Below are 25,581 nucleotides of genomic sequence, written 5' to 3' on the forward strand. Positions count from 1 at the left end.
GAGTGGCGGCGCGGGTTCGCGCAGAGCGCCTGAACTCATAGGCTGATCTCACCTCGGCGCCGCGTAGCATCGAGGTCGAGGAGAGAAGGCGGCCAACATGAGTACACCTGCCAACCAGTCCCCGGGTCTGCGGATTGGCAGCCCGTTCGGCATTCCGGTGTACATATCGCCCACGTGGCTGATCGTGGCGGCCTTCATCGCCTTCAGCTTCCAGGACGTGTTCGCCGCGAGCCTTCCCGGCTACGGGGACGCCGGCGCCATCGTCGTGGCGCTGATCTTCGCCGTACTCCTCTACGCCTCGGTCCTGCTCCACGAGCTCGCCCACTGCGTGGTCGCCAAGCACTACGGCCTGCCGGTGCGGCGGATCGTCCTCTACATGCTCGGCGGAGTCTCCGAGATCGAGCGCGAGCCGGAGACGGCGGGCCGCGAGTTCAACGTCGCCGTCGCCGGTCCGGTGCTGTCCCTCGGGCTGGCCGTGATCGGGTACGCGGTCTCCGCGGCCCTGTTCGTCGAGGGATCGATCAACCCGTTGCACATGGCGGTGCATCCTCCGGTCGGGCTGATCCCCGTGCTGATCTGGCAGCTCTGGTTGTCCAACCTGATCGTCGGGATCTTCAACCTGCTGCCGGGCCTGCCGCTCGACGGCGGACGGCTCCTTCGCGCGGGCGTGTGGAAGGCGACCAAGGATCCGGGCCGCGGCACCCTCGCCGCCGCCTGGGGAGGCCGGACCGTCGCCGTGGTCATCGTGGCCCTGTCCCTGCTGCCCTACGTCGCCGCCGGGCAGATGCCGACCGGTTTCTCCTGGCTCTGGTCGGTGGTGCTGGCGGCCTTCATCTGGCTCGGAGCCTCGCAGTCGCTGCGGGTGGCGCGAGTGCGGGCCAGGCTGCCCCAGCTGCGAGCCCGGGTCCTGGCGCGCAGGGCACTTCCCGTGACCGCGGAGACCCCGCTCTCGGAGGCGCTCCGCCGCGCGGGCGACGCCGGGGCGGGCGCGATGGTCGTGGTCGACCACGACGGGCGGCCGGTCGGGATCGTGAACGAGGCGGCCATCAACGCCACCCCGGAACACCGCAGGCCGTGGGTCAACGTCGGCTCGGTGTCGCGGACGCTGGAGCCGTCGCTGGTCCTGGGGGCCGATCTCGAGGGGGAGTCACTCCTCGAGGCGATGCGCGGCACCCCCGCGGCGGAGTATCTGCTGGTCGAGCAGGGTGGCGAGATCTACGGTGTGCTGTCCACGGCGGATGTCAACCGTGTGTTCACCGGGGTCTGACGGCTCGGTAGTGAGATCGCGCCGTCACGGCCGCCTGACCCCCGGGCCCGTTCTGCCCACGGGTCCGGGCGGCGTAGATTCAGGAACGGCGTTCACCATTGGTTTGCTACGTTCTGGGATGATCGATCCGGTGCCATCAGCCGCCGCGTTCCGTGTCCCGTGGGGTGTCCCACGGGACGGATGCCGCGACGACGGCCGGTGGTCCGGGCCGGGTACCGATGGTCAGGTGGCGATTCCGGGGTATCCGGGAGGGAGAGTTCTGTGACGGAACAGGGCGTGGGTTTGATCCGCCCGATGCCGGGAGAGGGCGTGGTCGCCCATCTGAACGGCTTGCTGCTCGTCTGCGCCGCGGCCGAGCAGGAGGTGGGGGAGTTCCTGGCGGCGCTGCGGGAGACCGCGGCGACGGGCGGGGACGGCCGGGCTCTGGCCCGCCGGGTGGCCCAGGTCCTCGCCAGGGCGATGGACAGGTCGATCGCGGGGGAGCCGGTCCCCTGCGCGGTCGCCGGGCCCGCGGGAGGCGGCGTGGCCGTGCTCGTCAGCGGGGCCGCGACGGCCACCGTGTCCGCGGGGCCGGACGGAGACGTCCACCTGGCCGGCCGGGAGGCGCTCACCTGGACCGATCGGCTCATCGGCGGTCCGATCGCCAAGATCGAGCTCCGGCTGCCGGGTGCGGGGCAGGCCAGCCCCTTCGCCCGGCTCGACAGCGGGGTGGTGCCCGGCGCTGGCATCGAGCTGGATCTCACGCAGCGCGGCGACTCCGCGGTGGTTCCGCCGCTGCCGCAGCGCACGCCGCATCTGACGGCCCCGCCCCCACAGCCGGCGCCCCACATGCCGCCGCCCCACCTCCAGCCGAACCCGTTCCCGCCGATCGGGCCTCCGGACCCGCTCCCCGCGCGGGAGCCCGTCGTCCCGCCGCCGCTGCCGCCCCTTCCGCCGCTGCCGCCCGGTCCTCCGCCGGGGCCGCCTCCGGAGCCGGTGCCGAGTTCGCAGGGCCAGGGACCGGCCGGTCCGCCCGTGCCGAGCCCGCTCGACCCCCTGTCGGGCCCCTCGCTGATCTCACCGGTGTCCTCGTTGCCTCCGCTTCCCCCGCTGCCCTCGCCGGGGTCTTCACCGCTCTCCGACCACTGGACGCCCCTCGACGGGCCGCGCGACGAGGGACGGCACGGCCAGCGGTCCGAGCTCCGGCAGGACGGCCCGCCGAGCGGGCCCTTCGACCTGCCCGGGCCCGAGGCCGGCCGTGAGCAGCCGCCCCAGGAGTTCGGCCGGGAGATGCCGCAAGGCCTGGACATGGCCCAGGGTCGGGACATGGCCCAGGGTCGGGACATGGCCCAGGGTCGGGACATGCCTCAGGGTCGGGAGACGCCCCAGGGGGTGCAGGACGTCACGCAGCTCGACACCTCTCCGGATCCCGGCTCCGAGCCCGGCGCAGGGCCCATGGTCTTCGGCGTCGACTGCAAGAACGACCACTTCAACGACCCGCGCGTGCCGTACTGCGCGGTCTGCGGCATCGCGATCGACCAGCGTTCGGTGGTGCCGTACCAGGGGTCGCGGCCGCCGCTCGGAGTGCTCGTTCTGGACGACGGGATGACCCTGCAGCTGGACTCCGACTACGTGCTCGGCCGTGATCCCGAGCGTGCCGCGGAGGTGCAGACCGGCAGGGCCCGGCCGGCCAGGGTGACCAGCCCTGACGGCTCGGTGTCCCGCCGCCACCTGCGGGTCGCTCTGGAGGGCTGGGACGTCAACCTCATCGATCTCGGTTCGGTGAACGGCACCCAGATCCAGCCGCCCGGCGATCCGAACTTCTACGACATCCCTCCGGACGAGGAGGTGGCGATCCACCCGGGCACGACCGTGCGGGTCGGCGTCTCCCGGACGATGCGCTACGAGGCCCATCGGGGGGCGTGACGTGGACGGCCCGGGGACGGAGCGCGTCCCCGGGCCGCCTCAGCGCTGCTGAGGCCGGAGCCGGTCCAACTCGGCGAGGATGAGCCGTTCCAGGCGTTCCTCGGTGATCCGGGCCGGATAGAGCAGCCGGTGCACGCTCAACCCGTCGACGAGCGCGAGCAGCCGTTCGGCGACGTCGTCCAGGTCCTCGTCCGTGCGGATCTGCCCGGCCTCGGCGGCCGACTGCAGCAGGCTCACCACCAGGTAGCGCAGCTCGGCCGCCTCACGACGCTGGACCTCCAGCAGTTCGGGGCTGGTCAGGCTCCGCCCCCAGAACCCGATCTCCAGGCCGGTCTCCATCGCCCGCTCCTCGTCGAGCGGCACGTTGTCGACGAGCACCTCCCGCAGCGCCTCGAGGCCGCCGAGGCCCGACAACTTCCGCGCGAGCCGGTCGGCGATCCGCCGGTGGGAGGACTCCAGCGCCGAGAGCAGGATGTCGTCCTTGTCGGCGAAATAGTGGGTCAGCACGCCGTTGGAGTATCCGGCCTCCTTCGCGATGGCCCGGGTGGTGGCGGCCTCGATGCCGTCGCGCAGGATGATCCGGCGGGCCGCCGCGACCACCTCGTCGCGCCGCTCCTCATGATTGACGATCTTCGGCATGCGCCCCCCTGTTGTTTTAGTCGGTCGCCCGTCTATTATCCGCACATGTCGGTTGTCACGCTTGGCGTTCACATCGTGGACGTCCTGGCGCGTCCGGTGGAGTCCATCCCGGAGGGCCAGGACACGCATCTGGTGGAGCAGATCCGCATCACCGCCGCCGGCGCGGCCGCCGGCACGGCGGTCGATCTGGCGAAGATAGGCGTCCCCGTCGTCTCCCTCGGCGCGGTGGGCGACGACGACCTGGGCGACGTCCTCGTCATGATCATGAAGCGGCACGGGGTCGACGTGAGCGGCGTCGTGCGCAAGCCCGGCGAGCAGACCGCCGCCTCCATCCTGCCGATCCGGCCGGACGGCGGCCGTCCGTCCTTCCATGTCCCCGGCGCGAACCTGGGGCTGTCCCTGGCCGATCTCGACCAGGAGCGGATCGCGGGAGCGGAGATCGTGCATCTCGGCGGCATGGACGTGACGTGGGGCCTGCACGACCCGGCGTTCTTCGCGCTCCTGGACAAGATCCGGGAGAACGGGACAGTGGTCACAATGGACCTCCTGTCCAATATGCCCGACCTGATGCCGGCGGTGCGGGCCTTCCTGCCGCACGTCGACTACTTCCTGCCCAACGAGGAGCAGGCGCTCATGCTGAGCGGCGCGGACACGCCGGAGGCGGCCGCGCACGCGTTGCTCGGCGAAGGGCTCAAGGGCGCGCTGATCACGCTCGGCGGGCAGGGCAGCCTGGTCGCCACCTCGTCCGGCCACACGAGCGTCCCCGCGCTCGACGTGCCCGTCGTCGACACCACCGGATGCGGCGACGCGTACTGCGCGGGATTCGTGGCGGGCCTGCTCGGCGGCCGTGACGTCGTCGGCGCCGCCAGGCTCGGAACGGCGGTCGCCGCCCGTGTGGCGGGCGGCCTCGGCTCCGACGCGGGCCTCGACGGGCCCGTCGAGGCGCCCTGACCGTGACCGGCCGGGCCGTCCGCGTCGTCGTACGCCGGGGGCGGTCCGATCGGGCACACCTTTCACAGTGAACCATCGCTTCGAAGAGGAGAGCCGTCCCATGAGTGAGTTGTCCCGCGACGTCGCGCCTGGCCACGCGGCCGCCGGCGACGCCTCCCTGCGCGCGCGTGCCGCGAAGGTCATCCCCGGCGGCATGTACGGCCACCTCAACGCGGCGCTGCACGGCGAGAAGTACCCGCAGTTCTTCGTGAGGGCCGAAGGCGCCCGCCAGTGGGACGCGGACGGCAAGGAGTACGTCGACCTGATGTGCAGCTGGGGCCCGATGATCGTGGGGCACCGCAACCCGCGGGTCGAGGCCGCCGCCGCCGCGCAGCAGGCGTCGGGCGACTGCCTCAACGGGCCGGGTCCGGTGATGGTGGAGCTGGCTGAGCTCCTGGTGGACCTCATCCCGTCGGCCGACTGGGCGATGTTCTCCAAGAACGGCACCGACGCGACGACGCAGGCCCTGATGGTGGCCAGGGCGGCCACCGGGAGGACCAAGGTGCTGGTCGCCCACGGCGCCTACCACGGCGCCGACCCCTGGTGCACGCCCGGCCTCTCCGGGGTGACCCCCAACCAGCGGGCCGACACCATCGAGTTCACCTACAACGACCTCGCCTCCGCCGAGGCCGCGGCGGCCCAGGCCGAGGGGGACGTCGCCGCCGTCCTCGTCACACCGTTCAAGCACGACTCGTTCGAGGACCAGGAGCTGGCCGAGGCGGAGTTCGCCCGGGGGATCCGCGCCCTGGCGGACCGTCTCGGCGCCGCCCTCGTCATCGACGACGTCCGCGCCGGGTGGCGGCTCGACCTCCGGGGCTCGTGGGAGCCGCTGGGTGTGCGCCCCGACCTGACGGCCTGGAGCAAGGCCATGGCCAACGGCTTCCCGATCGCCGCGGTCACGGGCGCCGAGGCGCTGCGCGGCCCGGCGCAGACCCTGTACTCGACCGGCTCGTTCTGGTTCTCCGCGACCGCGATGGCCGCCGCGACGGCGACGATCGAGATCCTCAGGGAGACCGACGGGGTCGCCCTGATGCACCGGGCGGGCACCCGGCTCCGCGAGGGGCTCGCGGCGCAGGCGGCGTCACACGGGTTCGTCGTGAAGCAGACCGGTCCCGTGCAGGTGCCCTGGTTGTCCTTCGAGGGCGACGAGACCCTCGAGAAGGCGATGCACTGGGCCGGAGCCTGCCTGGACGAGGGCGTCTTCCTCCACGCATGGCACAACTGGTTCCTGTCGGCCGCCCACACCGACGTGGAGATCGACCGGGCGCTCCAGGGCACCGACGCCGCCTTCGCCAAGCTCAGGGCGGCGTACGGCGCCGACTGATCCCCGTCGTACGGCGGGCGCGGACGCCGGTCAGCGGGTCCGCGCCCACTGGACGTCGTCGATCCGCGTGCCGTCCGGGCCGGGGAGCAGATCCTTGACCAGCAACTCGCGGACGAACCCCGCGCGCTCGAGCACCCGGTGGGAGGCGCCGTTGTCGGAGGCGGTCCCCGCGACGAGCCTGCGGATCCCCGTGTGCTCGAACGCCCAGGACGCCAGGAGGTCCACCGCCCGGGTCATCACACCCCGCCCCTGGTACTCCGGCAGGAGGCTGTACCCCACCATGGCCTGGCCCAGTGGGGGCACCACGGCCGTGAGCTGGAGATGCCCGGCGAAGGCGCCGGTCTCGGCCCAGCGCACGGCGAGCTCGACCCGCTCGCCGGACAACCACCACATCCCGGCGTACCGGCACCGCATCGAGCTGTCGGCATGGGACGGCGGCTCCGGCGGGACGCTGAACCTGTACATCTGCGGGTCGGACTGCATCGTGTGGTAGTCGTCGGTGTCGCCGGGCAGAAGCGGCGTGAGCCGTACGACGCCGTCGGCCAGCGAACCCGAGGGGAAGCCGCCGGGGAAGAACGGCAGGAAGGGGTCGATCGGGTCGCCATGGTCGCCCGCCAGTCGCGCGAAGGCGATCGAGTCGTGCCGGACGCCGTCGCGAGTCGCGTATTCCCCGCGCAGCACTCCTTCCCATGCGAACCCGGACCGATACGCCACCAGTTGGCTCGCGATGTTCTCCACGTCGGTGATCAGCCCGATGCGGGGCACGCCGTGCGCGAAGCCCCACTCGGAGAGGGCGCGGACCGCCGCCGTCGCGGCTCCTCGGCCCCGGCCCCACGGGGCCAGCAGGTAGCCGACCTCGCTGTTGCCGAACCGGTCGGGCTGCTTCAGCACCGTGGCCCCCAGGACCTCGCCGGTGTCCCGATCGGCGATCACGAACTCGGCCCCGCCCTCGTCCCACACGACCTGCGCCGCCGAGATCCAGTTCAGCGCGTCCTCGCGGTCGTAATCCGGCGGCACCATCGGGACGAACCTGGCGACCAGCGGGTCGGCGTGCGCCCGCGCGACGGCGTCGGCGTCCTTCTCTTCGGGGATGCGGAGGATCACGGGGCCGGCCTGGATGACTTCGCGGGGGAACATGCACCATTGCTACCAGTGGGGCGCCGAGGGGGGCCAGCCGGTATCCGGTTCGGGCGCATTCCGGGCCGCGTGTGCCGTCGGTGTCTGTCGGTGTCTGTCAGTCTCCGACAGTCTCTGTCGGTATCCACGCATATCGGCGTATATCCGGCTTGCGGGCGGCAGCCGCGCCGGCAATGCCCGATAGCCTTTTCACCATGGGTTTTCGCAGGCACGGCCCGTTCCAGGCCGGAGATCAGGTTCAGCTCACCGACACCAAGAACAAGCGGCACACGGTGACGCTCAAAGAGGGCGGAGTCTTCCACACGCACAAGGGGTCGATCCCGCACGACGAGCTGATCGGCCGGCCTGAGGGCTCCGTCGTCCGGTCCTCGGGCGGCACCGACTATCTGGCGTTCCGCCATCTCCTGGCCGACTACGCCCTGTCCATGCCGCGCGGCGCCGCGGTGATCTACCCCAAGGACGCCGCGCAGATCGTGGGCATGGCCGACATCTTCCCCGGCGCCCGCGTGGTCGAGGCCGGAGTCGGCTCGGGGGCGCTGACCTGTTTCCTGCTGCGCGCGGTCGGTCCCGAGGGCTCGGTCACGTCGTACGAGCGCCGGGAGGACTTCGCGGAGGTCGCGACCAAGAACGTGGAGAAGTTCTACGGCGGACCCGTGGACCAGTGGCGACTGGTCGTGGGCGACTTCGTCGACGCGCTCGACGAGGTGGACGTCGACCGCGTGATCCTCGACATGCTCGCCCCGTGGGAGTGCGTCGACGCGGCCGCCAAGGCCATGACTCCCGGCGGGGTTATTTGCTGTTATGTAGCAACCACTACGCAGATGTCCAGAACCGTGGAAACGCTCAGAGAACACGGGAGTTTCACCGAGCCCCACGCGTGGGAGACCTTGGTTCGCGACTGGCATGTCGAGGGCCTCGCCGTACGGCCGGACCACCGCATGGTCGGCCACACGGGGTTCCTCGTCAGCGCCCGTCGCATGGCGGACGGCGTCACGCCCCCGCCTCGGCGCCGGCGTCCCGCGAAGGGGGCATATGGGGAGGGTACCGAATGAGGGTGACGATTCAGCTACAAACGGGCAAAGCCCAGTGACACGGGAACATAAGGGTGTGTTCCTTATGCTGCGAGAATAAACGCTCAATTAGGTATCAAACGGCGAACACCCAATGTAACTACACGAACACTGCCCGGCCAGGTTACGTACAGCGCCAAGATAGGTAGGGTCTTGAGTAGTCGTTCTCGACGGGGAAGGAGGTGACGGGGCGTGGCAGCTCGCGACGACGCTGAGGCTCGGGCCGCGCAGCGCGAACGGGAGGTCGCGGATCTCACAACACAGGTCTCCTTCCTGCAGGAGGAGATCACCGCGTTGCGCCGGAAGCTGGCCGAATCACCCCGGCAGGCCAGGGTCATCGAAGAGCGGCTTCATGAGGCACAGGCCCAGGTGGCGGCCCTCACGAGCCAGAATGAGCGTCTGGTCTCCACCCTCAAGGAGGCCAGAGACCAGATCGTCGCCCTCAAGGAGGAGGTCGACCGGCTGGCCCAGCCGCCGTCCGGCTTCGGAGTGTTCCTCGAGGCCAGAGAAGACGGCACGATCGAGGTGTTCACGGGCGGCCGCAAGCTGCGGGTCAACGTCAGCCCCGCCGTCGAGGCCGAGTCGCTCAAGCGTGGCCAGGAGGTCATGCTGAACGAGGCGCTCAACGTCGTCGAGGCCCTCGGCTTCGAGGACGTCGGCGAGATCGTCATGCTCAAGGAGCTCCTGGAGGACGGCGAGCGCGCGCTCGTCATCTCGCACGCGGACGAGGAGCGCGTGGTGAAGCTGGCAGAGTCCCTCCTCGACCAGCCGATCCGCGCCGGCGACTCCCTCCTGCTCGAGCCCCGTTCCAACTACGTCTACGAGCGGATCCCCAAGTCCGAGGTCGAGGAGCTCGTCCTCGAGGAGGTCCCCGACATCTCCTACGAGGAGATCGGTGGCCTCAGCAGGCAGATCGAGCAGATCAGGGACGCGATCGAGCTGCCCTACCTGCACGCCGACCTGTTCAGGGAGCACAAGCTCCGCCCGCCCAAGGGCGTGCTGCTGTACGGCCCTCCCGGGTGCGGCAAGACGCTGATCGCCAAGGCGGTCGCCAATTCCCTCGCCAAGCAGGTCGCCGAGAAGACCGGCCAGTCCGGCAAGAGCTTCTTCCTCAACATCAAGGGTCCCGAGCTTCTCAACAAGTACGTCGGCGAGACCGAGCGGCACATCCGCCTGGTCTTCCAGCGGGCCCGGGAGAAGGCCTCCGAGGGCACACCGGTGATCGTGTTCTTCGACGAGATGGACTCGATCTTCCGTACCCGCGGCTCCGGCGTCTCCTCCGATGTCGAGAACACCATCGTCCCCCAGCTGCTGTCGGAGATCGACGGCGTCGAGGGCCTGGAGAACGTCATCGTCATCGGCGCCTCCAACCGCGAGGACATGATCGACCCCGCGATCCTGCGGCCCGGCCGTCTGGACGTGAAGATCAAGATCGAGCGGCCGGACGCCGAGGCGGCCAAGGACATCTTCTCGAAGTACATCATCAGCGAGCTCCCGCTCCACGCCGACGACCTGGCCGAGCACGGCGACAGCCGTGACGGCACGATCGCGGGCATGATCCAGCGGGTCGTCGAGCGGATGTACACCGAGAGCGAGGAGAACCGCTTCCTCGAGGTGACCTACGCCAACGGAGACAAGGAAGTCCTCTACTTCAAGGACTTCAACTCCGGAGCCATGATCCAGAACATCGTGGATCGCGGCAAGAAGATGGCGATCAAGCAGTTCCTTGAGACCGGGCAGAAGGGTCTGCGGATCGCGCATCTGCTGGCCGCCTGCGTGGACGAGTTCTCCGAGAACGAGGATCTGCCCAACACCACCAACCCCGACGACTGGGCCCGAATCTCCGGCAAGAAGGGTGAGCGGATCGTCTACATCCGCACGCTCGTCCAGGGCAAGCAGGGCACGGAGGCCGGCCGGTCGATCGACACGGTGGCCAACACCGGTCAGTACCTCTGAGCACGACGACCTCAGAGGAAGGCACAGGCACTTCGGCAACAACCGTCAGCCGGCGAAACTCGCGGCGTCAGGAGCGGCGCGGTCCCTCAGGGGGCCGCGCCGCTTCGCGTCCTGACGCGTGGTCCGGCCGGGCCCAAGCGGCCGGCTGAGCGGGATCGGGCCGGCCGTCCAATCCGCTGGTCAGCGATCGGGCGGAGGCCCTGGGAGCGGGTCCGGTCGGCCGCCGGCGTCGGCGCCGAATGGGCGGGCGGAAAGCCGCCTTCCCCCTCCAGCCGCTTGTTCCGGTACAAACTCCCTAGGCATCGGTGCCGTAACTGTCTGGCAGCCGGGCATAGAGAAGGGGCTAGGCTCGGGGATATAACGGCGGAACGACAGCCTGAAACAGGCGGGGTGCGCATGACGGTTCGGCGGGTGATGGGCATCGAGACCGAGTACGGCATCGCCGTACCCGGGCAGCCAGGGGCCAACGCGATGGTGACCTCCTCACAGGTCGTCAACGCGTACCTGGCGGCGTCGGCCGCGAGGGCCCGGCGCGCTCGATGGGACTTCGAGGAGGAGAACCCGCTCCGTGACGCCCGTGGGTTCGACCTGGCCCGTGAGGTGGCCGACCAGAGCCAGCTGACCGACGAGGATCTCGGCCTGGCCAACGTCATCCTGACCAACGGCGCGCGGCTCTACGTCGACCACGCCCACCCCGAGTACTCCACCCCCGAGTGCACCAACCCCCGGGCAGCGGTCATCTGGGACAAGGCGGGGGAGCGCGTCATGCACGACGCCGCGGTCCGCGCCTCGGCGATGCCGGGCAACGCCCCCATCCAGCTCTACAAGAACAACACCGACGCCAAGGGCGCCTCCTACGGCTGCCACGAGAACTACCTCATGCGCCGGGCCACCCCGTTCGCCGACATCGTCCGCCACCTCACCCCGTTCTTCGTGTCCCGTCAGGTCGTCTGCGGCGCGGGCAAGGTTGGGATCGGGCAGGACTCGCGCGGCGAGGGTTTCCAGATCAGCCAGCGGGCCGACTTCTTCGAGGTGGAGGTCGGCCTCGAGACCACGCTCAAGCGGCCGATCATCAACACGCGCGACGAGCCGCATGCCGACCCGGAGAAGTACCGCCGCCTCCACGTCATCATCGGCGATGCCAATATGTCGGAAATTTCGACGTATTTGAAGCTGGGGACCACGGCGCTCGTCCTGGCGATGATCGAGGACGGCTTCCTCACCAACGACCTGTCGGCGGAGTCGCCGGTCGCGGCGCTGCGGGCCGTGTCCCACGACCCGACCTGCAAGTACGAGATCGCGCTGCGGAACGGCCGGAAGATGACCGCCGTCCAGCTCCAGATGGAGTATCTCGAGCAGGCCCGCAAGTACGTCGAGGACCGCTACGGCTCCAGCGTCGACGAGATGACCAAGGACGTGCTCAACCGCTGGGAGTCGGTGCTGACCCGGCTCGCCGAGGACCCGATGCAGCTGTCCAGGGAACTCGACTGGGTGGCCAAGCTGGAGCTCCTCGAGGGTTACCGCACCCGTGACAACCTGCCCTGGAGCCATCCGCGCCTCCAGCTCGTCGATCTGCAGTACTCCGACATCCGTCCCGAGCGCGGCCTGTACAACCGGCTCGTCGCGCGTGGCCGCATCCAGCGGCTGGTGACCGAGGACGAGGTCGAGCGGGCGATCGAGATGCCGCCGAATGACACCCGTGCCTACTTCCGCGGCCGCTGCCTGCGCCAGTACAGCGAGTCGGTTGCCGCCGCGTCGTGGGACTCGGTGATCTTCGACATCCCCGGCAGGGAGTCGCTGCAGCGGGTGCCCACCTTGGAGCCCCTCCGCGGCACCAAGGCGCACGTGGGCGACCTTCTCGACCGGTGCAGGACCGCCGCCGACCTGGTGGCGGCGCTGACCGGCGAAGGCTGAGCCCCCGGGCGGCCGGGCCACCCCGAACCGATGACCACACGCCTCCTGCTGATCTGTCACGCCTTCACGGCGGCGATGGCGGCGGCGTCCTTCCCCGGAGACGAGCCGGTGGAGGACCGCGACCGTCGTGGGCGTCGTGACGGGGACCTCGGCGCGGCCTACACGGACGGCCTCGCGCTGCGGGGCCCCGAGCTCCGGTGCGGCCAGACGGCAGGCATGCTGGGTCTGGTGGCCGAGCCCGTTCCGCAGTTGCGCGACTGCGATTTCGGCGGATGGCGTGGCCGTACGCTGGCCGACGTCCAGGCGGCCGACCCCGAGGGCGTGAGCCGCTGGCTCGGCGATCCGGCGGCGGCGCCGCACGGCGGGGAGTCCGTCGCCGACGTGGTCGGCCGGGCGGGCGAGTGGCTCGCTGGACTGCCCGCGGGCCGGGTGGTCGCCGTCACACACCCGTCCGTGATCCGGGCCGCGATCGTCCACGCGCTCGGAACCGGGCCGGGGGCCTTCTGGCGGATCGACGTCGAGCCGCTGAGCCGGGTCGAGCTGACCGGCAGAAGCGGGCGCTGGAACCTGCGTCTGGGCGCGCCCGTCTGAGGGTCCCCTGCCGATCACGCCGCGAGGCGTCCGGCGGTCCGCGCCTGCCGATCACGGTGCGGGGCGTCCGGCGGTCCGCGCCTGCCGATCACGGTCCGGCGCACCTGGCCAGGGCCCGGCGTGGCCGTACGTCGTACACTTCGGGCGGCCGTGCAGGCCCGGGAGCGCCGGGCCGGGAGCCGAGCAGACCTCCCCACCGGCCGCAGCCCTACCCGATCGGGGCGAGGACCCCGGGAATGGATCATCCGTGCCGCCGACCCCGCCGCCGAAACCGTCATCGAGCCCGTCACCGGTCAGGCCGTCGACCGGGAGCCGGCGATGAGCGGCGTGCCCCGGCTCGTGATCGCGGCGCCCGGTTCGGGGACGGGCAAGACCACGGTGGCCACCGGCCTGATGGCCGCCCTGGCCGAGCGCGGTATGCGCGTGTCTCCGCACAAGGTCGGGCCGGACTACATCGACCCCGGCTACCACTCCCTCGCGACCGGGCGGCCGGGACGCAACCTCGATCCCTGGCTGACCAGTGAGGACCTCGTCGGCCCCCTGTTCCGGCATGGGTCGGCCGGATCCGACCTCGCGGTCGTCGAGGGGGTCATGGGGCTGTTCGACGGGGTCGCCGCGAGCCCCGGCGGGCCGGGCCGTCACGGGCACTTCGCCTCGACGGCCCACGTCGCCCGGTTGCTGGACGCGCCCGTCGTCCTCGTCGTGGACGCCGCGGGACAGGGCCAGTCGGTGGCCGCCCTCGTCCACGGATTCGCGTCGTACGACACCCGGATCCGGCTCGGCGGGGTCATCCTCAACAGGCTCTCCTCCGACCGCCACGAGGAGATCTGCCGCGGGGCCCTCGAAGACGCCGGAGTCCCCGTGTTCGGCGCGATCAGGAAGGCCGGGGAGATCGAGACGCCGTCCCGCCACCTGGGCCTGATCCCCGTGGCGGAGCGACGTGCGGAGGCCGTCAGGACCGCCGAACTGCTCGCCGCCCTGGTCGCCGGGTCCTGCGACCTCGACGCGCTCGTACGGCTCGCCCGCTCGGCTCCGGCCTCGCCGGGACCCGTGTGGTCGCCGGCCGAGGCCGTCCGGGAGGACGGCGCGGAGCCCGACGGGGCCCGGACCAGGATCGCGGTGGCGGGCGGGGCGGCGTTCACCTTCGGCTACGCCGAGCACGTGGAGCTTCTCGAGGCCGCGGGCGCCGAGGTCGTCACCTTCGACCCGCTGCACGACGAGGCGTTGCCCGAGGGCACGCGGGGAATCGTCGTGCCCGGCGGTTTCCCCGAGGTCTACGCGAGCGATCTGTCGGCGAACGTGCCGTTGCGCGAGCAGGTGGCTGGCTTCGGCGGGCCGATCGCCGCCGAGTGCGCCGGGCTTCTCTACCTGGGCAGGGAGCTCGACGGACTCCCGATGTGCGGCGTCCTCGACACGACGGCGCGGATGACCTCCCGGCTCACGCTCGGCTACCGCGACGCGGTCGCCGTGACCGACACGGTGCTGACCCGGGAGGGCGAGCGTTTCCGCGGACACGAGTTCCACCGGACGGTCTGCACGCCGCCGGACAGGCCCGCCTTCCGTTGGCGGGGCGGGGCCGACGGATACGCCAGTGGCGGGGTCCTGGCCACCTACCTGCACCTGCACTGGGCAGGCAGCCCCCGGCTCGCGGGCCGCTTCGTCGCCGCGGCCCGGCGGGCGGCGCACCCGGCGACCCAATAAATCTACTTTGTAAAGGCGGAGGGCAGGGGTGACTCGGCCCGGCGCCCGGGCAACGTGGCCGCGATGCCCTCCCTCTTCAGGAGCTCCACGAGGAGGGCGGTCGCGTCCTCGGCCGGCATCCGTCTTTCCGGGTCGATCTGGAGCATGCCATCGAGGACCGGCCGCAGCGGACCGGCATGGCGCGGCGGGTCCGGCTCGCCGCGGTCGTCGGCGGTGACGAACGCGTCGGCCGGGTAGGGGGGCCTGCCCTCCACGCCGAAGTACAGCGTCGCCCCGAACGACCACAGGTCCGACGCCTCGGCCGGGCGGGCGCCGAGGGCCCGTTCCGGTGCGGCGTACGGTGTGGGGACGGTCGCGGCCTGCGCGGGAGCGTTCTCCGGCGTCGCGAACCCGAATCCCGTCAGCACCACGCGTTCCTCGGTGAGCAGGACCCTCGACGGCCGGATGCCGTCGTGCAGCACCCCGTTGCCGTGGGCGTACCGGATCCCGGCAAGCAGCTGGAAGCCGACCCAGGCGGCCCAGTGGATCGGCAGCCTGGACAGGTGCCGCACCGTCTCCCTCAGGGTGAGACCGCGCAGGAGCTCGGTCACCATCCAGAGCCGGCCCTGATCCTCCAGGAGGTCGTGCACGGTGACGATCGCCGGATGGGCCAGCCGTGCCGCCGCGCGCGCCTCACCGAGCGCGTGGAGCCGTGCGGAGGGCAGATCGGACTTCTCGATGTGGGCGGGCGGGCGCACCTCCTTGAGCACCACGTCACGGCTGAGCCGCTGATCGTGAGCCCGCCACATGACTCCGCCGTCCTCCCGGTGGAAAGGCGAGACGAGTCTGTACCGATCCCCGAGCAGTCGTCCTGCCCGATCTGTTTCCATCAGTTCCCCGTCCGCGCTCCAGCCGCCCCCGTGGGCCCGAGAATCCCTGCACATTGTGGTCCGGACGGGTGCCGCCGGACGCCGGGGAACGGCGTGGCGGGCATAACGATCCGATCTACAGCAGGCCGGTGCCGTGGATCATTGTGCCTGCTCTCAGGGCTTACTCCACCAGGCACCCCCACGTAAACGACCTTGTTCGGCCCGGGGCGGGCGGCCCGGGGAGAAAGATCGTGGGGGCTTGCGCGCGAATTGTCGTGCGGTTCGGGGAAAATAGAGGAAGAGGGACATCCCCGAGTAGCGGAGGTAGCACCCATGGCGACCAAGGACACCGGCGGTCAGAAGCAGACCGGCCGCCAGGAGAGCGACGTCGAGGAAGTCGAGGCGCAGGCGTCCCCGGACGTCCAGGAGCGTCAGGAGAAGCTCACCGACGACGTCGACGCGATCCTCGACGAGATCGACGAGGTCCTCGAGGAGAACGCGGAGGAGTTCGTCCGGAGCTACGTCCAGAAGGGCGGGCAGTAGAAGCAGGTCCCGTGACGGGCGCCCGCCGGACGATCGAGCGGGAGTCCGCCTACAACCACGACACCTGAACGGTCGCTATCTCGAAGGGACGGAGCGGGAGCCGTACCGATCCTTCTGCGACATCCAGCGGGGCGGCGGGGGAGCCGAGCGCGTCGGCGAGGCGCGCGCCGGTGAACCCCCCGTGGATCACGGCCTCGGTGGCCACCGGATGCTCGGCCACCAGGCGGATCTCCAGCCATCCGTCCCTCTCCCGCAACGCCGCCATCATCACCCCGTCGCCGGTGATCATGAGTCCTCGCCGCTCGGACGCGGCCGCTGACGGCCCGGAGCCGGGGACGGCGAGCAGTTCGTGCCGGAACTCCTCCGCGAGACGCGGCAGCTCCGCCTCGTGCCAGGTCCCCGAATAGGGCAGGACTGCGAAACGCGTCGAGAACGGGCCCGGACACTGGGCCGCGGGAGTCGCCACCTGCGGCCCGGCGGGCTCGTCCCGGTGGGGATTGCGGTTGCCGGACAGCAGGCCCACCGACCTGACCAGCGTCAACGCCAGCTCCTCCGCGACCTGCGGGACCCGCGCCCCGACCAGCTCGTACTCGCTGACGTGGTCGAGCAGCACCGCGAGGCCGCCGGCGGCGACGAACGACTCCGCGGGGAAGGTGGGCACGGGCTCCTCTCCGCCTCCGCCCTCGGCCGTCAGGCCACGCCGGACCACGGCGAGCTGTCCCTCCGCGAACGACTCGTCCGCCGCCGCGGGCAGCGGGGCGTGCCACCTGATCCGGTGGTCGCGGCAGCCGACGTCGAAGGACACCTCACACCGCGCGTACGGCTCGCCCGCCCGCAACTCGACCCTGGTCCGGACGTCGGTGGTCACCTGGGAGGTCGAGTGCCCGTCCGCCGGCCACTCGTAGGTCCGGACGACGTCGAGCACCGAGACGAGCGGCCCGGCGTGCACCTGCTCCACCGACACGTGGACGGGCACGTCGCGGACGCGGTCCAGCGGCGGAGGGGCGTAGTTGTAGGTGTCGCCCACGTCGCCGCCGTGAGCGACGCGTCCGACCCCGTGGACCTCGACTCCTTCGGCGCTGCGCAGGGACAGCGTGCCGTCGGCGGCCACCTGGACGCGCAGCAGCCCGTTGTCCAGCGTGGCGGCGTCCTGCTCCCCGTCGAGGACCGCGCCGGGGAGGCCCGCCCGTGGCCCGCCGAAGACCGGGCCGCGCGCGGTCAGCACGGCACGCCCGAGCGGAGGGACGGTGACGTGGGCGGCGACGGTGACGACGGGTTCCGCCAGCGTCCGGACGGTCCAGGGTCCCGGCCCCGCGTGGAGGATCGCCTGGCGCAGGTCCTCGTAGGCGTACGCCCCGGAGGCGTGGCGGCTGACCGTGACGGTGAACACGCCGCCGCCGCCCTCACCGGGCCGCTCCAGGGCCCAGGAGACGATCTCGTGGCCGAACAGCTCCCGTTCGTGCACCCGGCCGAGCAGGCGGGCGAGATCGTCCATGACGGTCTCGTCGAGGAGCGTGGGGGCGTGCTCCAGACGCTGGACCGGAGCGGCCCGGCCGTCGGCGGCCACGAGGACGGCGCTGCGCTCGGGAAGGTCGGCGAGCACGAGGCCGGACCGCTCGAACGGTGAGGGGTTGACGACCACGACCGAGTTCTTGCCCGCCGAGGCGGCGAGAGACGACCCGACGAGGTCGACGACCGCCTGGCCGATCTGCTCGGCCTCGGCGATCCTGGCGGCCACCTGCTGCGCGGTGTCGTCGGCGCCGCAGCCGGTCACGGAGTCGTGCCCGCTGCACGCGATGACGCGCCGCCACGCGAGGTCGAGCAGCCGGGCGGAGGCCGTGCGGTCGGAGAGCCACAGGGCCGACAGCGGCTCGGCGTACCGCGTGAGGACTCGTTCGGCCCGGGCCATGGCCTGCTTCAGGCCCACGCGGGCGGAGATCACGCCGGGCAGGATGTTGGCCCGCGCGTGGGACCTCAGCTCCCCGGTCACCCGCGGCAGGTCGCCGTCGTGCGTCCCCGCGGCCGCGTCCATGAACTCGCCGAGCGTGGCGACGCGCAGGCCCGCCCGGGTGATCTCCCTGGACGGGGCCGAATGGTCGGCCCCGTACATCGCGAGCAGCGGGCCGCCCGAGCGCCAGCCGTCCATGGAGGAGGCGAAGGCGGCGACGCGGTCGGGCAGGCCCTCGGGCGGGCCGCTGAGGAGCGCGACGGCGTTGCCGTACCCTCCGGGCAGGTATCTGGTCGTCACCGCGGTCCCGTCGGCGCCCGTCCAGACGAACGCGTCGCGGTCGACGTGCGCGGGGACTCCGCGCCAGAGGCAGGCCTCGCGCAGCCCGGCCGACGCCAGGATCTGCGGCATCTGGGCGCAGTGCCCGAACTGGTCGGGGAGGTAGCCGACGCGCATCGCGCCGCCGAGCGCGGCCGAGCCGCGCATGCCGTACTCGAGGTTGCGGATGAGGGTCTCACCCGAGCAGAGGAACTCGTCGGAGAGGATCAGCCACGGGCCGACGGCGAACCGGCCCTCGGCGACGAAACGGGCGACGTCGCCGCGGCGGGCGGGCCGGATCTCCAGGTAGTCCTCCACGGCGGCGAGCTGGCCGTCCATGGTGAACCGGTAGGCCGGATCCTCGTCCATCGCGGACAGGACGTCGTCGAGCATGCGGACCAGGCCCATCCGGAACCGCTGGAAGGGGAGGTACCACTCGCGGTCCCAGTGGGTGTGGGGGACGACGACGATCTCTGGACGATCATCCGAGGGGCTCGGTAAGGGGTTCACGCGCACGCTCGCTCTTCTTGACGCATTCGCCGCTGACGGGGATGCCGGCCCATTCGGCGTAGCGGCGGATGATCCGCTGGGCGATGACGATGTCCTCCAGGGCGCCCTCGAGGCCGGTGAGAGGGCGTTCCTCCTGGGTGACGAACCGGTGGAAGGCCACGAGTTGCCGTTCGAACGCCTCCGCCACGTCCCGGTAGACCGTCCGCCGCTCCGTCGTGCCGACCCGCGACAGGCAGGACAGGACGGTCGGGGCGTTCAGGAGGTACGGGGAGGGGAAGTGCAGCTCCAGCGAGCCGTGGTCGTGGTGCACCCGCACGGTCTCGTGGTAGGCGGGATAGCTCGGCAGGTGGTGCCAGCGGATGCCGTACCTGCCGGAGCCGCCGCCCCGCAGTGTCCCGCTCACCTCGATCGAGGGCGGGAAGACGTCGACGGGCCACACGGCGACGTGGTCGACCGTGTCGGGCGGGACGGTGAACATCCGCATGAGCGACAGTTCGTGGCAGACGCTGCCCAGCACGACCCGGGCGTACAGGCGCCGCAGCCGTTCCGACGACGTCCCGACCGCGGCGGTGAGCGCCCGCTCGTCGGCCTCCGCGTACGGCGCGAGCCGGTCCGCCGGGGGCTTGGTCACGCGGGCCCTGGCGAACAGCAGCTGAGACTCCTCCGAGGGATGCAGCACGGTCACGTCGAGTTGACGGATCGCGGTCGTCCCGCCCACCTCGTGCAGCGACTCCAGCATGCGCTGCGCGGCCGGGTCGTACTGCTTCATGTAAGCGACCATGAGCCGGGCGTCCGCGGGGACGCCCTCCAACTCGGCCAGGCTGTAGGCCAGAGGTTTCTCCGTCATCACCCAGTAGCCCCGGTCGAGGGCCTGCTTCACGATCGGCCCGTGGGATCCGTGGGTCAAGACGATCAGCGCGTCGAACCCGCCCGCGTCCATCATGGCGACCGGGTCGCCGAACGCCGTGGCGCCGATCTCGCGTCCCACCGTCTCCGCGTGCTCGCGATCGAGGTCGCAGACGGCGCGGACCTGGAAGACGTCGCGCCGCCGCGCCAGCAGGGGGAGGTAGACGACCTGGGCGGCCACCCCCAGGCCCACGACGGCCACCTTCACCACGTCCACGCCTGCCACCGTCCCCCCGCCGTCACGGGCGTCTCGTCCCGGTTGCCACGTGACGTTCCCACGATGCCGGTGTGATCACGCCTGCGTTCCCGCAAAGGCCGTGCCACGCGCGGGGAGGGTCAGGTGCACAGGGCCATCACCTCGTTCACCGGCGTCTCGAGCCGGTGGACTCCCGGACGCGCGGGCACGAGCACGCGGTCGCCGCGGATGACCCGCCGCGTGTCCGGCCCCCACAACACGAGCCCGTCCGCGCCGTCGACGAGGAACTCCTCCCCGTGCCGGAGCAGCAGCGGCCCGTCGGGAGACGCCGACACCGCGGTACGGCCGTCGGCCACCGCCCGCACGACCTTGTCCGAGCCCTCGCACGCCGGGTCGGCGAGCACCCACGTCGTCGGAGCCCCCGGAGGGTGCCCGTCCTCCGGCCGGTGGAAGTCGCCGCCGCCCACGACGACCAGGTCGTCCGTCCAGGCCTGGCCCCAGGCGAGCGGCGCGCCCCAGGTGCGGTCCCACCAGCTCCAGTGCCACAGCTCCGCCGTCCGCGGCCGGGTGCCGAACGGCTGCCGCCACGCGCAGTCGGCCGCGAGGGGATGGTTGACCGACAACACCCCGCCGCGGTCCTCCACGGCGCGGGCCCACTCGTCCGGCGGGCGCCGGAAGTCGATCCAGCCGATGTCGCCCCACGCGTTGGCGTGGCCGAGGTCGGTGGTGACCTCCTGGCCGGGGACGAGCAGGATGCCGGCCAGCGCCGAGGCCGAGGCCAGTTCGGCGTGATGGCTGATCGTGTTGTGGTCGGTGACGGCGAGGAAGTCGAGCCCGCGGTCGGCGGCGACGCACGCCAGTTCGTAGACGCTGAGCGAGCCGTCCGAGTGGTGCGTGTGGGCGTGGAGGTCCCCGGCCAGCCAGCGGAACCCGTCGAGCGAGGGCAGGTCCCGCCGGTCGGCCGCGGCCTGCCGGTGCGGTTCGCGCGGGGAGCGCGCGGACCGCCTCGGGTGGTGGCGCGCCGCGACCGGCGGCCGCGGGTGGGCGATCACCGTGATCTCGTACGGCAGGCCCTCGAGGGGGATGCGGTGGAGGCCGAGCAGCACCCGCCAGACGCCGGGCTCGATGTCGCCGGGAAGGTAGCCGGGGGTCGCCCACAGGGGGCCGATCGTGTACTCGGTGCGGGCCCCGCCCGACCAGCCGCGGAAGCCGTGCGGTCCCCAGCAGCCGAGGTCGATCACCCCGGCCGAGCGGTCGTGGCCGAGCCGCACCGTGAGGGCGGCGGTGCCGGCTGGGATCTCGAACGCCACCTCCTTGACCGGGCCGGAGATCCGGTCGTCGAGCGTCCACGTCCCCCGGATCGTCTCCCCGGGCGCTCCCGTGATCCAGGCCATGCTCAGGCTCCCGTGAGGAGTCGGTCGTCGCGGTAGAGAAGTGCCCGCCCGGGACGGGGGACCGCCCAGGCGGAGGCCCCGACGGCGGGCTCGTCTCCCTCCGGCACGACGACCTGGATCAGCAGGTCTCCCGAGTCGAGCGTGACCAGGTGAGCGGTGCCGAGATTCTCCACGACGGCTACCTTCCCCGAGAAGACGTCCCGCCTCCCCACTGGTGCGGATTGTGATAGATCCGCATATTCCGGGCGTAGGCCGTACACGAGCGGGCCGTCCGCGACATCGCGCGGCAGGGGGAGCACCGCGCCGGCGACGTGCAGCCGGCCCCCCTCCGCGGAGGCGGGCAGCAGGTTCATCGGGGTCGAGCCGATGAAGCCGGCCACGAACGGGTCGGTGGGACGGTGGAAGACCTCGGACGGCGTGCCGACCTGCATGATCCGGCCGGCGTTCATCACCGCGATCCGGTCGGCGAGCGCGAGCGCCTCACCCTGGTCGTGCGTCACAAAGACGGTGGTCACCGCGAGCTCGCGCTGGAGGCGCTTGAGGAACGTGCGGGCCTCCAGCCGAAGGCGGGCGTCGAGGTTGGACAGCGGCTCGTCGAACAGGAAGACCTGAGGGCGGCTGGCGATCGCCCTGGCCAGGGCGACCCGCTGCTGCTGCCCGCCGGACAGCTGAGCCGGCCGCCGCGCCAGCAGGTCGGACAGGCTGAGGCGGGAGGCCGTCTCGGCCGCCTTGGCCTCTCGCCTCTGCCGGGAGACCTTCTTGATCCGCAGGGGGTAGGCGATGTTGGACGTGACGTCCATGTGGGGGAACAGCGCGTAGTCCTGGAAGACCATCGCGACGTCCCGCCGTCCGGGAGGCGACGCCGTCACGTCGACCCCGCCGATCCTGATTTTTCCGGATGTGGGGGTCTCTAGCCCGGCGATCGAGCGCAGCAACGTCGTCTTCCCGCATCCCGAAGGGCCGAGCAGGGCGAAGAACTCGCCGTCGCCGATCTCGAGATCGAGGGAGTCGACCGCTCGGACGCCTCCGGGGAACTCCTTGGTCAGGCCGCTGAGCGAGATCACCTCTTGATCCCTCCGTGGAAGCGGAAGCCGTACCTGCGGCTGACGAAGACGTACATCACGACCACCGGAAGCGAGTAGAGGAGCGAGAACGTCGAGATCAGGTCGAGGCGCGGCGCGCCGCCCTCGGTGTAGAGCGTGTAGAGGATCACCGCGCCGGGGGCCTTGTCGGGGTCGCGCAGGAGGATGAAGGGCTGGAGGAAGCTGCCCCACACGTTGGCGACCGCCCACACCGCGATCGTGGCCAGGCCGGGCCGCACCAGTGGGATCACGATGTGCCGCAGGATCTGCAGCGACGACGCCCCGAAGACTCGGGCCGACTCCTCGTACGACGTGGGCGTGCCGTCCATGAAGTCCTTGAGAATGAAGATCGCGGCGGGGAGCAGGCCGCCCGACAGCGTGAGGATCACTCCCAGGTGGGTGTCGATCAGGTTCAGCCGCGTGGCGAGCTCGAAGAGCGGCACCATCGCCGCGGTCCCCGTGACCACGGACGACAGGAGCAGCAGTACGTACAGCAGCGCGTCCCTGCCGGGCACCCGGACCCGGGACAGCGCGTACGCCGCGAGGGCCGCCAGGACCACCACGAGCGCCGCGCTGCCGGCCGCCTGCAGGAGCGAGTTGCGCAGCGAGCTCATGACGTACGGGTTGTCGAGCAGGGACCGGAAGTTGCCGAACGTGAACTCCGGCAGCGACGTCGTGATCGACGGGTGCGCGTCGAACGGCGCGGAGGCCAGCCACAGCAGCGGCAGGGAGAAGAATCCCAGCACGACCGCGAGGAACGTGGCACGGCCGATCGTGGCGAGCGCGTGGCGAGTCATGGCCGTGCCTCCGGCACGGGGGCCCGGGGCTTCTTCGCGGCGATGCCTTCCCTCGCCGTGCCTTCCCTCGCCGTGCCTTGGTCGGTTCGCTCCCGCGCGCTCCTCGCGGGTCATGGGACGACCACCTTCCTGCGGTCGCGCAGCAGGCGCAGGTAGACGAAGGCGAAGACGAGGTTGATCAGCAGGACGAGGAACGAGATCGCGGCACCGAAGCCCAGCCGGCCGCCGCTGAGCGCGACGTTGTAGATGTACACGGGGAGGATCTCCGACCGGCCCTCGGGCCCGCCCGCCGTGAGCTGGAACGACGTGAAGTCATTGAAGGTCCACAGGCTGATCAGCAGCAGGTTGGTCAGCACGTGGCCCTTGATCCTCGGGAAGACCACGTCTCTGAGCTGCTGGAAGGTCGACGCTCCGGCGAGTCTGGCCGTCTCCAGGTGGGACGGCGGCACGTTCTCCAGCGCGGCGCCGTACAACATCATCGAGAAGGCCGTGCCCCGCCAGACGTTGAACACGATGATCGACGGCATGGGGTAGTCGAGCAGCCAGGCGAAGCCCGGTGTGTGCAGCAGTGCGTTCAGTGTGCCGTCGTCGCGGTCGAGCAGCGCGATCCAGAGGAACGCGATCACCGACGACGGCAGGATCCAGGCCAGCAGCACGAGGCCCTCGGTGATCCGCTTGACCGGCCCGGGGCGGTTGCGCAACACCCACGCGATCGCGAACCCGAGCACGGCCTGGCCGACCACCGCGGACCCGAGCACGTACTGCAGGGTCAGCCACAGCGAGTTGCGGAACCGTTCGTCCCCCAGCGCCGTGGTGTAGTTGTCCACGCCGACGACCTGCGGGTCCGCCGCGGCGAGCCCGGTCAGGCGGTAGTCGGTCAGGCCGAGATAGATGGTCCACAGCGCGGGGAAGATCAGGAAGACCCCGATCAGCACCAGGCCTGGGAGCACGAACCCGACGGCCCGTGCGCGGCCCAGGCCCGATGGGTCAGCTTGCGACATTGGCGGCGCCGCCTACCAGCGATTCCACCTTCTGCTGGTATGCGGCGGCCGCCTCGTCGACCGTCTTGCCCGCGACGACGTCGGCGGTGGCCTCCTGCAGGGCGACCGACACCTGCGGGTACACGGCCAACGGGGGCCGGTAGGCCGTGATCGGCAACACCTCGTCCGACACGAACTTCAGCATCGGGTCGACCCCGAGCACCTGGTCGTTCACGTCCGCGCGCGAGGTGATCCTGGCCGCGCCCGCGAGCTGCGAGGTGGTCGCCTTGGCCGAGTGCATGAACGACAGCAGCTCCCAGGCCAGCTTCGGGTTCTTCGAGTTCGGGTTCAGGACCCGTACGGCGCCGCCCGACATGCTGACGAAGTCCTGCCCGCGGATGCCCGAGCCCGGCTGCTCGGAGGGGATGCGGGCGTACCCGACGACGGCGTCCCGGTTCTGCATCGGGGCGACGCCGGCCTTGGGCTCGACGACGGCCCGCCAGAAGTAGTCGCCCTCCGCCAGAATGCCGATCTTGCCCTCGGCGAACTGGGCGAACGACTTGTCCCTGCCCTGGGCCTCCTGCTGCAGCTTCGGATCCCCGAGCCCGGTCGTGTAGATCTGGCGGTAGAAGCCCAGCACGTCCTTCAGCGCCTGGGAGCCGCCCGTCCACTTGCCGTCGGTGTAGATCTGCGCTCCGGCGCCGGCGAGGAGCGGCAACGCGCCCTGCATCGTCGTCGCCTCGCCCATCGCGGTGCCCGCGTTGAGCTGGATCGGCACCGGCACCCCGGCGGCCTTCAGCGCGTTGCCGGCGTCGATGATCTCCTGCCAGCTCTTGGGCTGCCAGTCGGCGGGCAGACCGGCCTTCTTGAACAGGTCCTTGTTGAAGTACAGGACGCGGCCGTCGGTGCCCTGCGGCAGGCCGTACTTCTTGCCCTCGAAGATCCCCAGGCCCTGGACGGTCTCCGGGATCTGGTTCCAGCCCTCCCAGGACTCGACCTCGGGACCGGCCACCTCGGCCAGCGGCTTGACGTAGCCGGCCTGGGCGAACTCGCCCACCCAGATGCCGTCGAGGTCGATCACGTCGGCCCCCGCGTGCGACTTGAGGTCGAGGGCGATCTTCGTCTTGTACTGCTCGTCGTCGACCCCGCTCGGCTGGAACAGGACGTGGACCTGGCGGCCCTTCGCCTTCTGCTCCGCCTCGAACTCCGGGATGACCCACCGTGTGGTCCAGTCAGCCGTCTCGGCGTTCTTTCCGCCGGAGATCGCGTTCGCCGTGATGATGAGGGTGACGCTGCCGTCCGAGGATCCGCTTCCCGTGCCGCAGGCGGCCAGGACCAGTACGGCTCCCGCCACCGCCGCGAGTACAGGTCTCATGAAGACCTCCGTCAAAGTCATGACGTGCAGACAAATCGACAGTCGCACGGGACAACTAACGAGTAAAGAAACGGTTTGGTGAAGCAGTGAAGGGCGAGTGCGGCTCCGGCGGGCAGCCGCCCCCGGAACGACGATCAAGAAACGAGGTTCGCGCTGAGCTGATCGGGAAGAGTGCAACCAGTGCGGTGAC

The 25,581-nt window shown here is 71.1% G+C and carries 20 protein-coding genes; 10 read left to right on the top strand and 10 right to left on the bottom strand.

The window, feature by feature from the left end; all coding sequences use genetic code 11:
* The first annotated feature begins 97 nt into the window (after positions 1-97).
* Positions 98-1,267: a site-2 protease family protein gene (locus Pph01_RS36460; protein WP_204077791.1), complete on the top strand. Its 1,170-nt coding sequence runs from the start codon at positions 98-100 to the stop codon at positions 1,265-1,267.
* 261 nt (positions 1,268-1,528) lie between these two features.
* Positions 1,529-3,172 carry an FHA domain-containing protein gene (locus Pph01_RS36465; RefSeq protein WP_204077792.1) on the top strand — a complete coding sequence of 548 codons (1,644 nt, stop codon included), beginning with the start codon at positions 1,529-1,531 and terminating at the stop codon, positions 3,170-3,172.
* Positions 3,173-3,211: 39 nt separating this feature from the next.
* On the opposite strand, the gene Pph01_RS36470 is transcribed toward Pph01_RS36465, so the two are convergent.
* On the bottom strand, positions 3,212-3,811 hold the full coding sequence (locus Pph01_RS36470) for a TetR/AcrR family transcriptional regulator (RefSeq protein ID WP_204077793.1): 600 nt from the start codon (positions 3,809-3,811) through the stop codon (positions 3,212-3,214).
* A gap of 45 nt (positions 3,812-3,856) precedes the next feature.
* On the opposite strand from Pph01_RS36470, the gene Pph01_RS36475 reads away from it, so the two are divergent.
* Together Pph01_RS36475 and Pph01_RS36480 are read left to right on the top strand one after the other, a co-directional pair.
* Entirely contained in the window at positions 3,857-4,762 is a 906-nt protein-coding gene (locus Pph01_RS36475) for a carbohydrate kinase family protein (RefSeq protein ID WP_204077794.1), read from the top strand.
* A gap of 100 nt (positions 4,763-4,862) precedes the next feature.
* A complete protein-coding gene (locus Pph01_RS36480; protein WP_204077795.1) occupies positions 4,863-6,125 on the top strand; it encodes an aminotransferase class III-fold pyridoxal phosphate-dependent enzyme in 1,263 nt (420 codons plus the stop codon).
* A gap of 30 nt (positions 6,126-6,155) precedes the next feature.
* Here Pph01_RS36480 and Pph01_RS36485 read toward each other — a convergent pair whose 3' ends face one another.
* Entirely contained in the window at positions 6,156-7,262 is a 1,107-nt protein-coding gene (locus Pph01_RS36485; protein ID WP_204077796.1) for a GNAT family N-acetyltransferase, read from the bottom strand.
* Between the two features lie 194 nt (positions 7,263-7,456).
* Between Pph01_RS36485 and Pph01_RS36490 the strand changes: the two genes are divergently transcribed.
* From Pph01_RS36490 to Pph01_RS36510, 5 genes are all read left to right on the top strand, one after another.
* Positions 7,457-8,314, top strand: coding sequence for a tRNA (adenine-N1)-methyltransferase (locus tag Pph01_RS36490; protein ID WP_204077797.1), 858 nt, complete (start codon positions 7,457-7,459; stop codon positions 8,312-8,314).
* A 210-nt stretch (positions 8,315-8,524) separates the two neighbouring features.
* Positions 8,525-10,288 (top strand): proteasome ATPase, encoded by a 1,764-nt coding sequence (gene arc / locus Pph01_RS36495; RefSeq protein WP_204077798.1) that lies wholly within the window; start codon positions 8,525-8,527, stop codon positions 10,286-10,288.
* Positions 10,289-10,684: 396 nt separating this feature from the next.
* Entirely contained in the window at positions 10,685-12,202 is a 1,518-nt protein-coding gene (gene dop, locus Pph01_RS36500; protein WP_204077799.1) for a depupylase/deamidase Dop, read from the top strand.
* A gap of 30 nt (positions 12,203-12,232) precedes the next feature.
* Positions 12,233-12,793 carry a histidine phosphatase family protein gene (locus Pph01_RS36505; protein ID WP_204077800.1) on the top strand — a complete coding sequence of 187 codons (561 nt, stop codon included), beginning with the start codon at positions 12,233-12,235 and terminating at the stop codon, positions 12,791-12,793.
* Positions 12,794-13,111: 318 nt separating this feature from the next.
* Positions 13,112-14,494, top strand: a complete 1,383-nt coding sequence (locus Pph01_RS36510; protein WP_204077812.1) for a cobyrinic acid a,c-diamide synthase CobB — start codon at positions 13,112-13,114, stop codon at positions 14,492-14,494.
* Between the two features lie 2 nt (positions 14,495-14,496).
* On the opposite strand, the gene Pph01_RS36515 is transcribed toward Pph01_RS36510, so the two are convergent.
* Complete coding sequence (locus tag Pph01_RS36515; protein ID WP_204077801.1) at positions 14,497-15,282, bottom strand: serine/threonine-protein kinase; 786 nt, start codon at positions 15,280-15,282, stop codon at positions 14,497-14,499.
* Positions 15,283-15,675: 393 nt separating this feature from the next.
* Here Pph01_RS36515 and Pph01_RS36520 point away from each other — a divergent pair, with 393 nt between their 5' ends.
* Entirely contained in the window at positions 15,676-15,885 is a 210-nt protein-coding gene (locus Pph01_RS36520) for a ubiquitin-like protein Pup (RefSeq protein WP_204077802.1), read from the top strand.
* Between the two features lie 49 nt (positions 15,886-15,934).
* On the opposite strand, the gene Pph01_RS36525 is transcribed toward Pph01_RS36520, so the two are convergent.
* The 7 genes from Pph01_RS36525 to Pph01_RS36555 all read right to left on the bottom strand — a co-directional run bounded on the left by Pph01_RS36525 (position 15,935) and on the right by Pph01_RS36555 (position 25,391).
* Positions 15,935-18,661 (bottom strand): glycoside hydrolase family 38 N-terminal domain-containing protein, encoded by a 2,727-nt coding sequence (locus Pph01_RS36525; RefSeq protein ID WP_239117284.1) that lies wholly within the window; start codon positions 18,659-18,661, stop codon positions 15,935-15,937.
* On the bottom strand, positions 18,633-19,784 hold the full coding sequence (locus Pph01_RS36530) for a Gfo/Idh/MocA family protein (protein ID WP_239117285.1): 1,152 nt from the start codon (positions 19,782-19,784) through the stop codon (positions 18,633-18,635). The genes Pph01_RS36525 and Pph01_RS36530 overlap by 29 nt, the downstream gene beginning before the upstream one ends.
* A 119-nt stretch (positions 19,785-19,903) precedes the next feature.
* Positions 19,904-21,157 carry a CehA/McbA family metallohydrolase gene (locus Pph01_RS36535; RefSeq protein WP_204077803.1) on the bottom strand — a complete coding sequence of 418 codons (1,254 nt, stop codon included), beginning with the start codon at positions 21,155-21,157 and terminating at the stop codon, positions 19,904-19,906.
* A gap of 2 nt (positions 21,158-21,159) precedes the next feature.
* Complete coding sequence (locus Pph01_RS36540; protein WP_204077804.1) at positions 21,160-22,221, bottom strand: ABC transporter ATP-binding protein; 1,062 nt, start codon at positions 22,219-22,221, stop codon at positions 21,160-21,162.
* Positions 22,218-23,036, bottom strand: coding sequence for a carbohydrate ABC transporter permease (locus Pph01_RS36545; RefSeq protein ID WP_204077805.1), 819 nt, complete (start codon positions 23,034-23,036; stop codon positions 22,218-22,220). The genes Pph01_RS36540 and Pph01_RS36545 overlap by 4 nt, the downstream gene beginning before the upstream one ends.
* 110 nt (positions 23,037-23,146) lie before the next feature.
* Positions 23,147-24,037: a carbohydrate ABC transporter permease gene (locus Pph01_RS36550; RefSeq protein WP_204077806.1), complete on the bottom strand. Its 891-nt coding sequence runs from the start codon at positions 24,035-24,037 to the stop codon at positions 23,147-23,149.
* Complete coding sequence (locus Pph01_RS36555) at positions 24,024-25,391, bottom strand: extracellular solute-binding protein (RefSeq protein ID WP_239117286.1); 1,368 nt, start codon at positions 25,389-25,391, stop codon at positions 24,024-24,026. The genes Pph01_RS36550 and Pph01_RS36555 overlap by 14 nt, the downstream gene beginning before the upstream one ends.
* Positions 25,392-25,581: the final 190 nt, after the last annotated feature.

This window comes from Planotetraspora phitsanulokensis, from assembly GCF_016863295.1.
Taxonomy (GTDB): domain Bacteria; phylum Actinomycetota; class Actinomycetes; order Streptosporangiales; family Streptosporangiaceae; genus Planotetraspora; species Planotetraspora phitsanulokensis.

Coding starts and splice junctions, on each gene's coding strand:
- Pph01_RS36460 (WP_204077791.1), top strand. CDS start 98: ATGAGTACACCTGCCAACCAGTCCCCGGGTCTGCGGATTGGCAGCCCG.
- Pph01_RS36470 (WP_204077793.1), bottom strand. CDS start 3,811: ATGCCGAAGATCGTCAATCATGAGGAGCGGCGCGACGAGGTGGTCGCG.
- Pph01_RS36475 (WP_204077794.1), top strand. CDS start 3,857: ATGTCGGTTGTCACGCTTGGCGTTCACATCGTGGACGTCCTGGCGCGT.
- Pph01_RS36480 (WP_204077795.1), top strand. CDS start 4,863: ATGAGTGAGTTGTCCCGCGACGTCGCGCCTGGCCACGCGGCCGCCGGC.
- Pph01_RS36485 (WP_204077796.1), bottom strand. CDS start 7,262: ATGTTCCCCCGCGAAGTCATCCAGGCCGGCCCCGTGATCCTCCGCATC.
- Pph01_RS36490 (WP_204077797.1), top strand. CDS start 7,457: ATGGGTTTTCGCAGGCACGGCCCGTTCCAGGCCGGAGATCAGGTTCAG.
- dop (WP_204077799.1), top strand. CDS start 10,685: ATGACGGTTCGGCGGGTGATGGGCATCGAGACCGAGTACGGCATCGCC.
- Pph01_RS36505 (WP_204077800.1), top strand. CDS start 12,233: ATGACCACACGCCTCCTGCTGATCTGTCACGCCTTCACGGCGGCGATG.
- Pph01_RS36510 (WP_204077812.1), top strand. CDS start 13,112: ATGAGCGGCGTGCCCCGGCTCGTGATCGCGGCGCCCGGTTCGGGGACG.
- Pph01_RS36515 (WP_204077801.1), bottom strand. CDS start 15,282: ATGTGGCGGGCTCACGATCAGCGGCTCAGCCGTGACGTGGTGCTCAAG.
- Pph01_RS36520 (WP_204077802.1), top strand. CDS start 15,676: ATGGCGACCAAGGACACCGGCGGTCAGAAGCAGACCGGCCGCCAGGAG.
- Pph01_RS36535 (WP_204077803.1), bottom strand. CDS start 21,157: ATGGCCTGGATCACGGGAGCGCCCGGGGAGACGATCCGGGGGACGTGG.
- Pph01_RS36545 (WP_204077805.1), bottom strand. CDS start 23,036: ATGACTCGCCACGCGCTCGCCACGATCGGCCGTGCCACGTTCCTCGCG.
- Pph01_RS36550 (WP_204077806.1), bottom strand. CDS start 24,037: ATGTCGCAAGCTGACCCATCGGGCCTGGGCCGCGCACGGGCCGTCGGG.
- Pph01_RS36555 (WP_239117286.1), bottom strand. CDS start 25,391: ATGAGACCTGTACTCGCGGCGGTGGCGGGAGCCGTACTGGTCCTGGCC.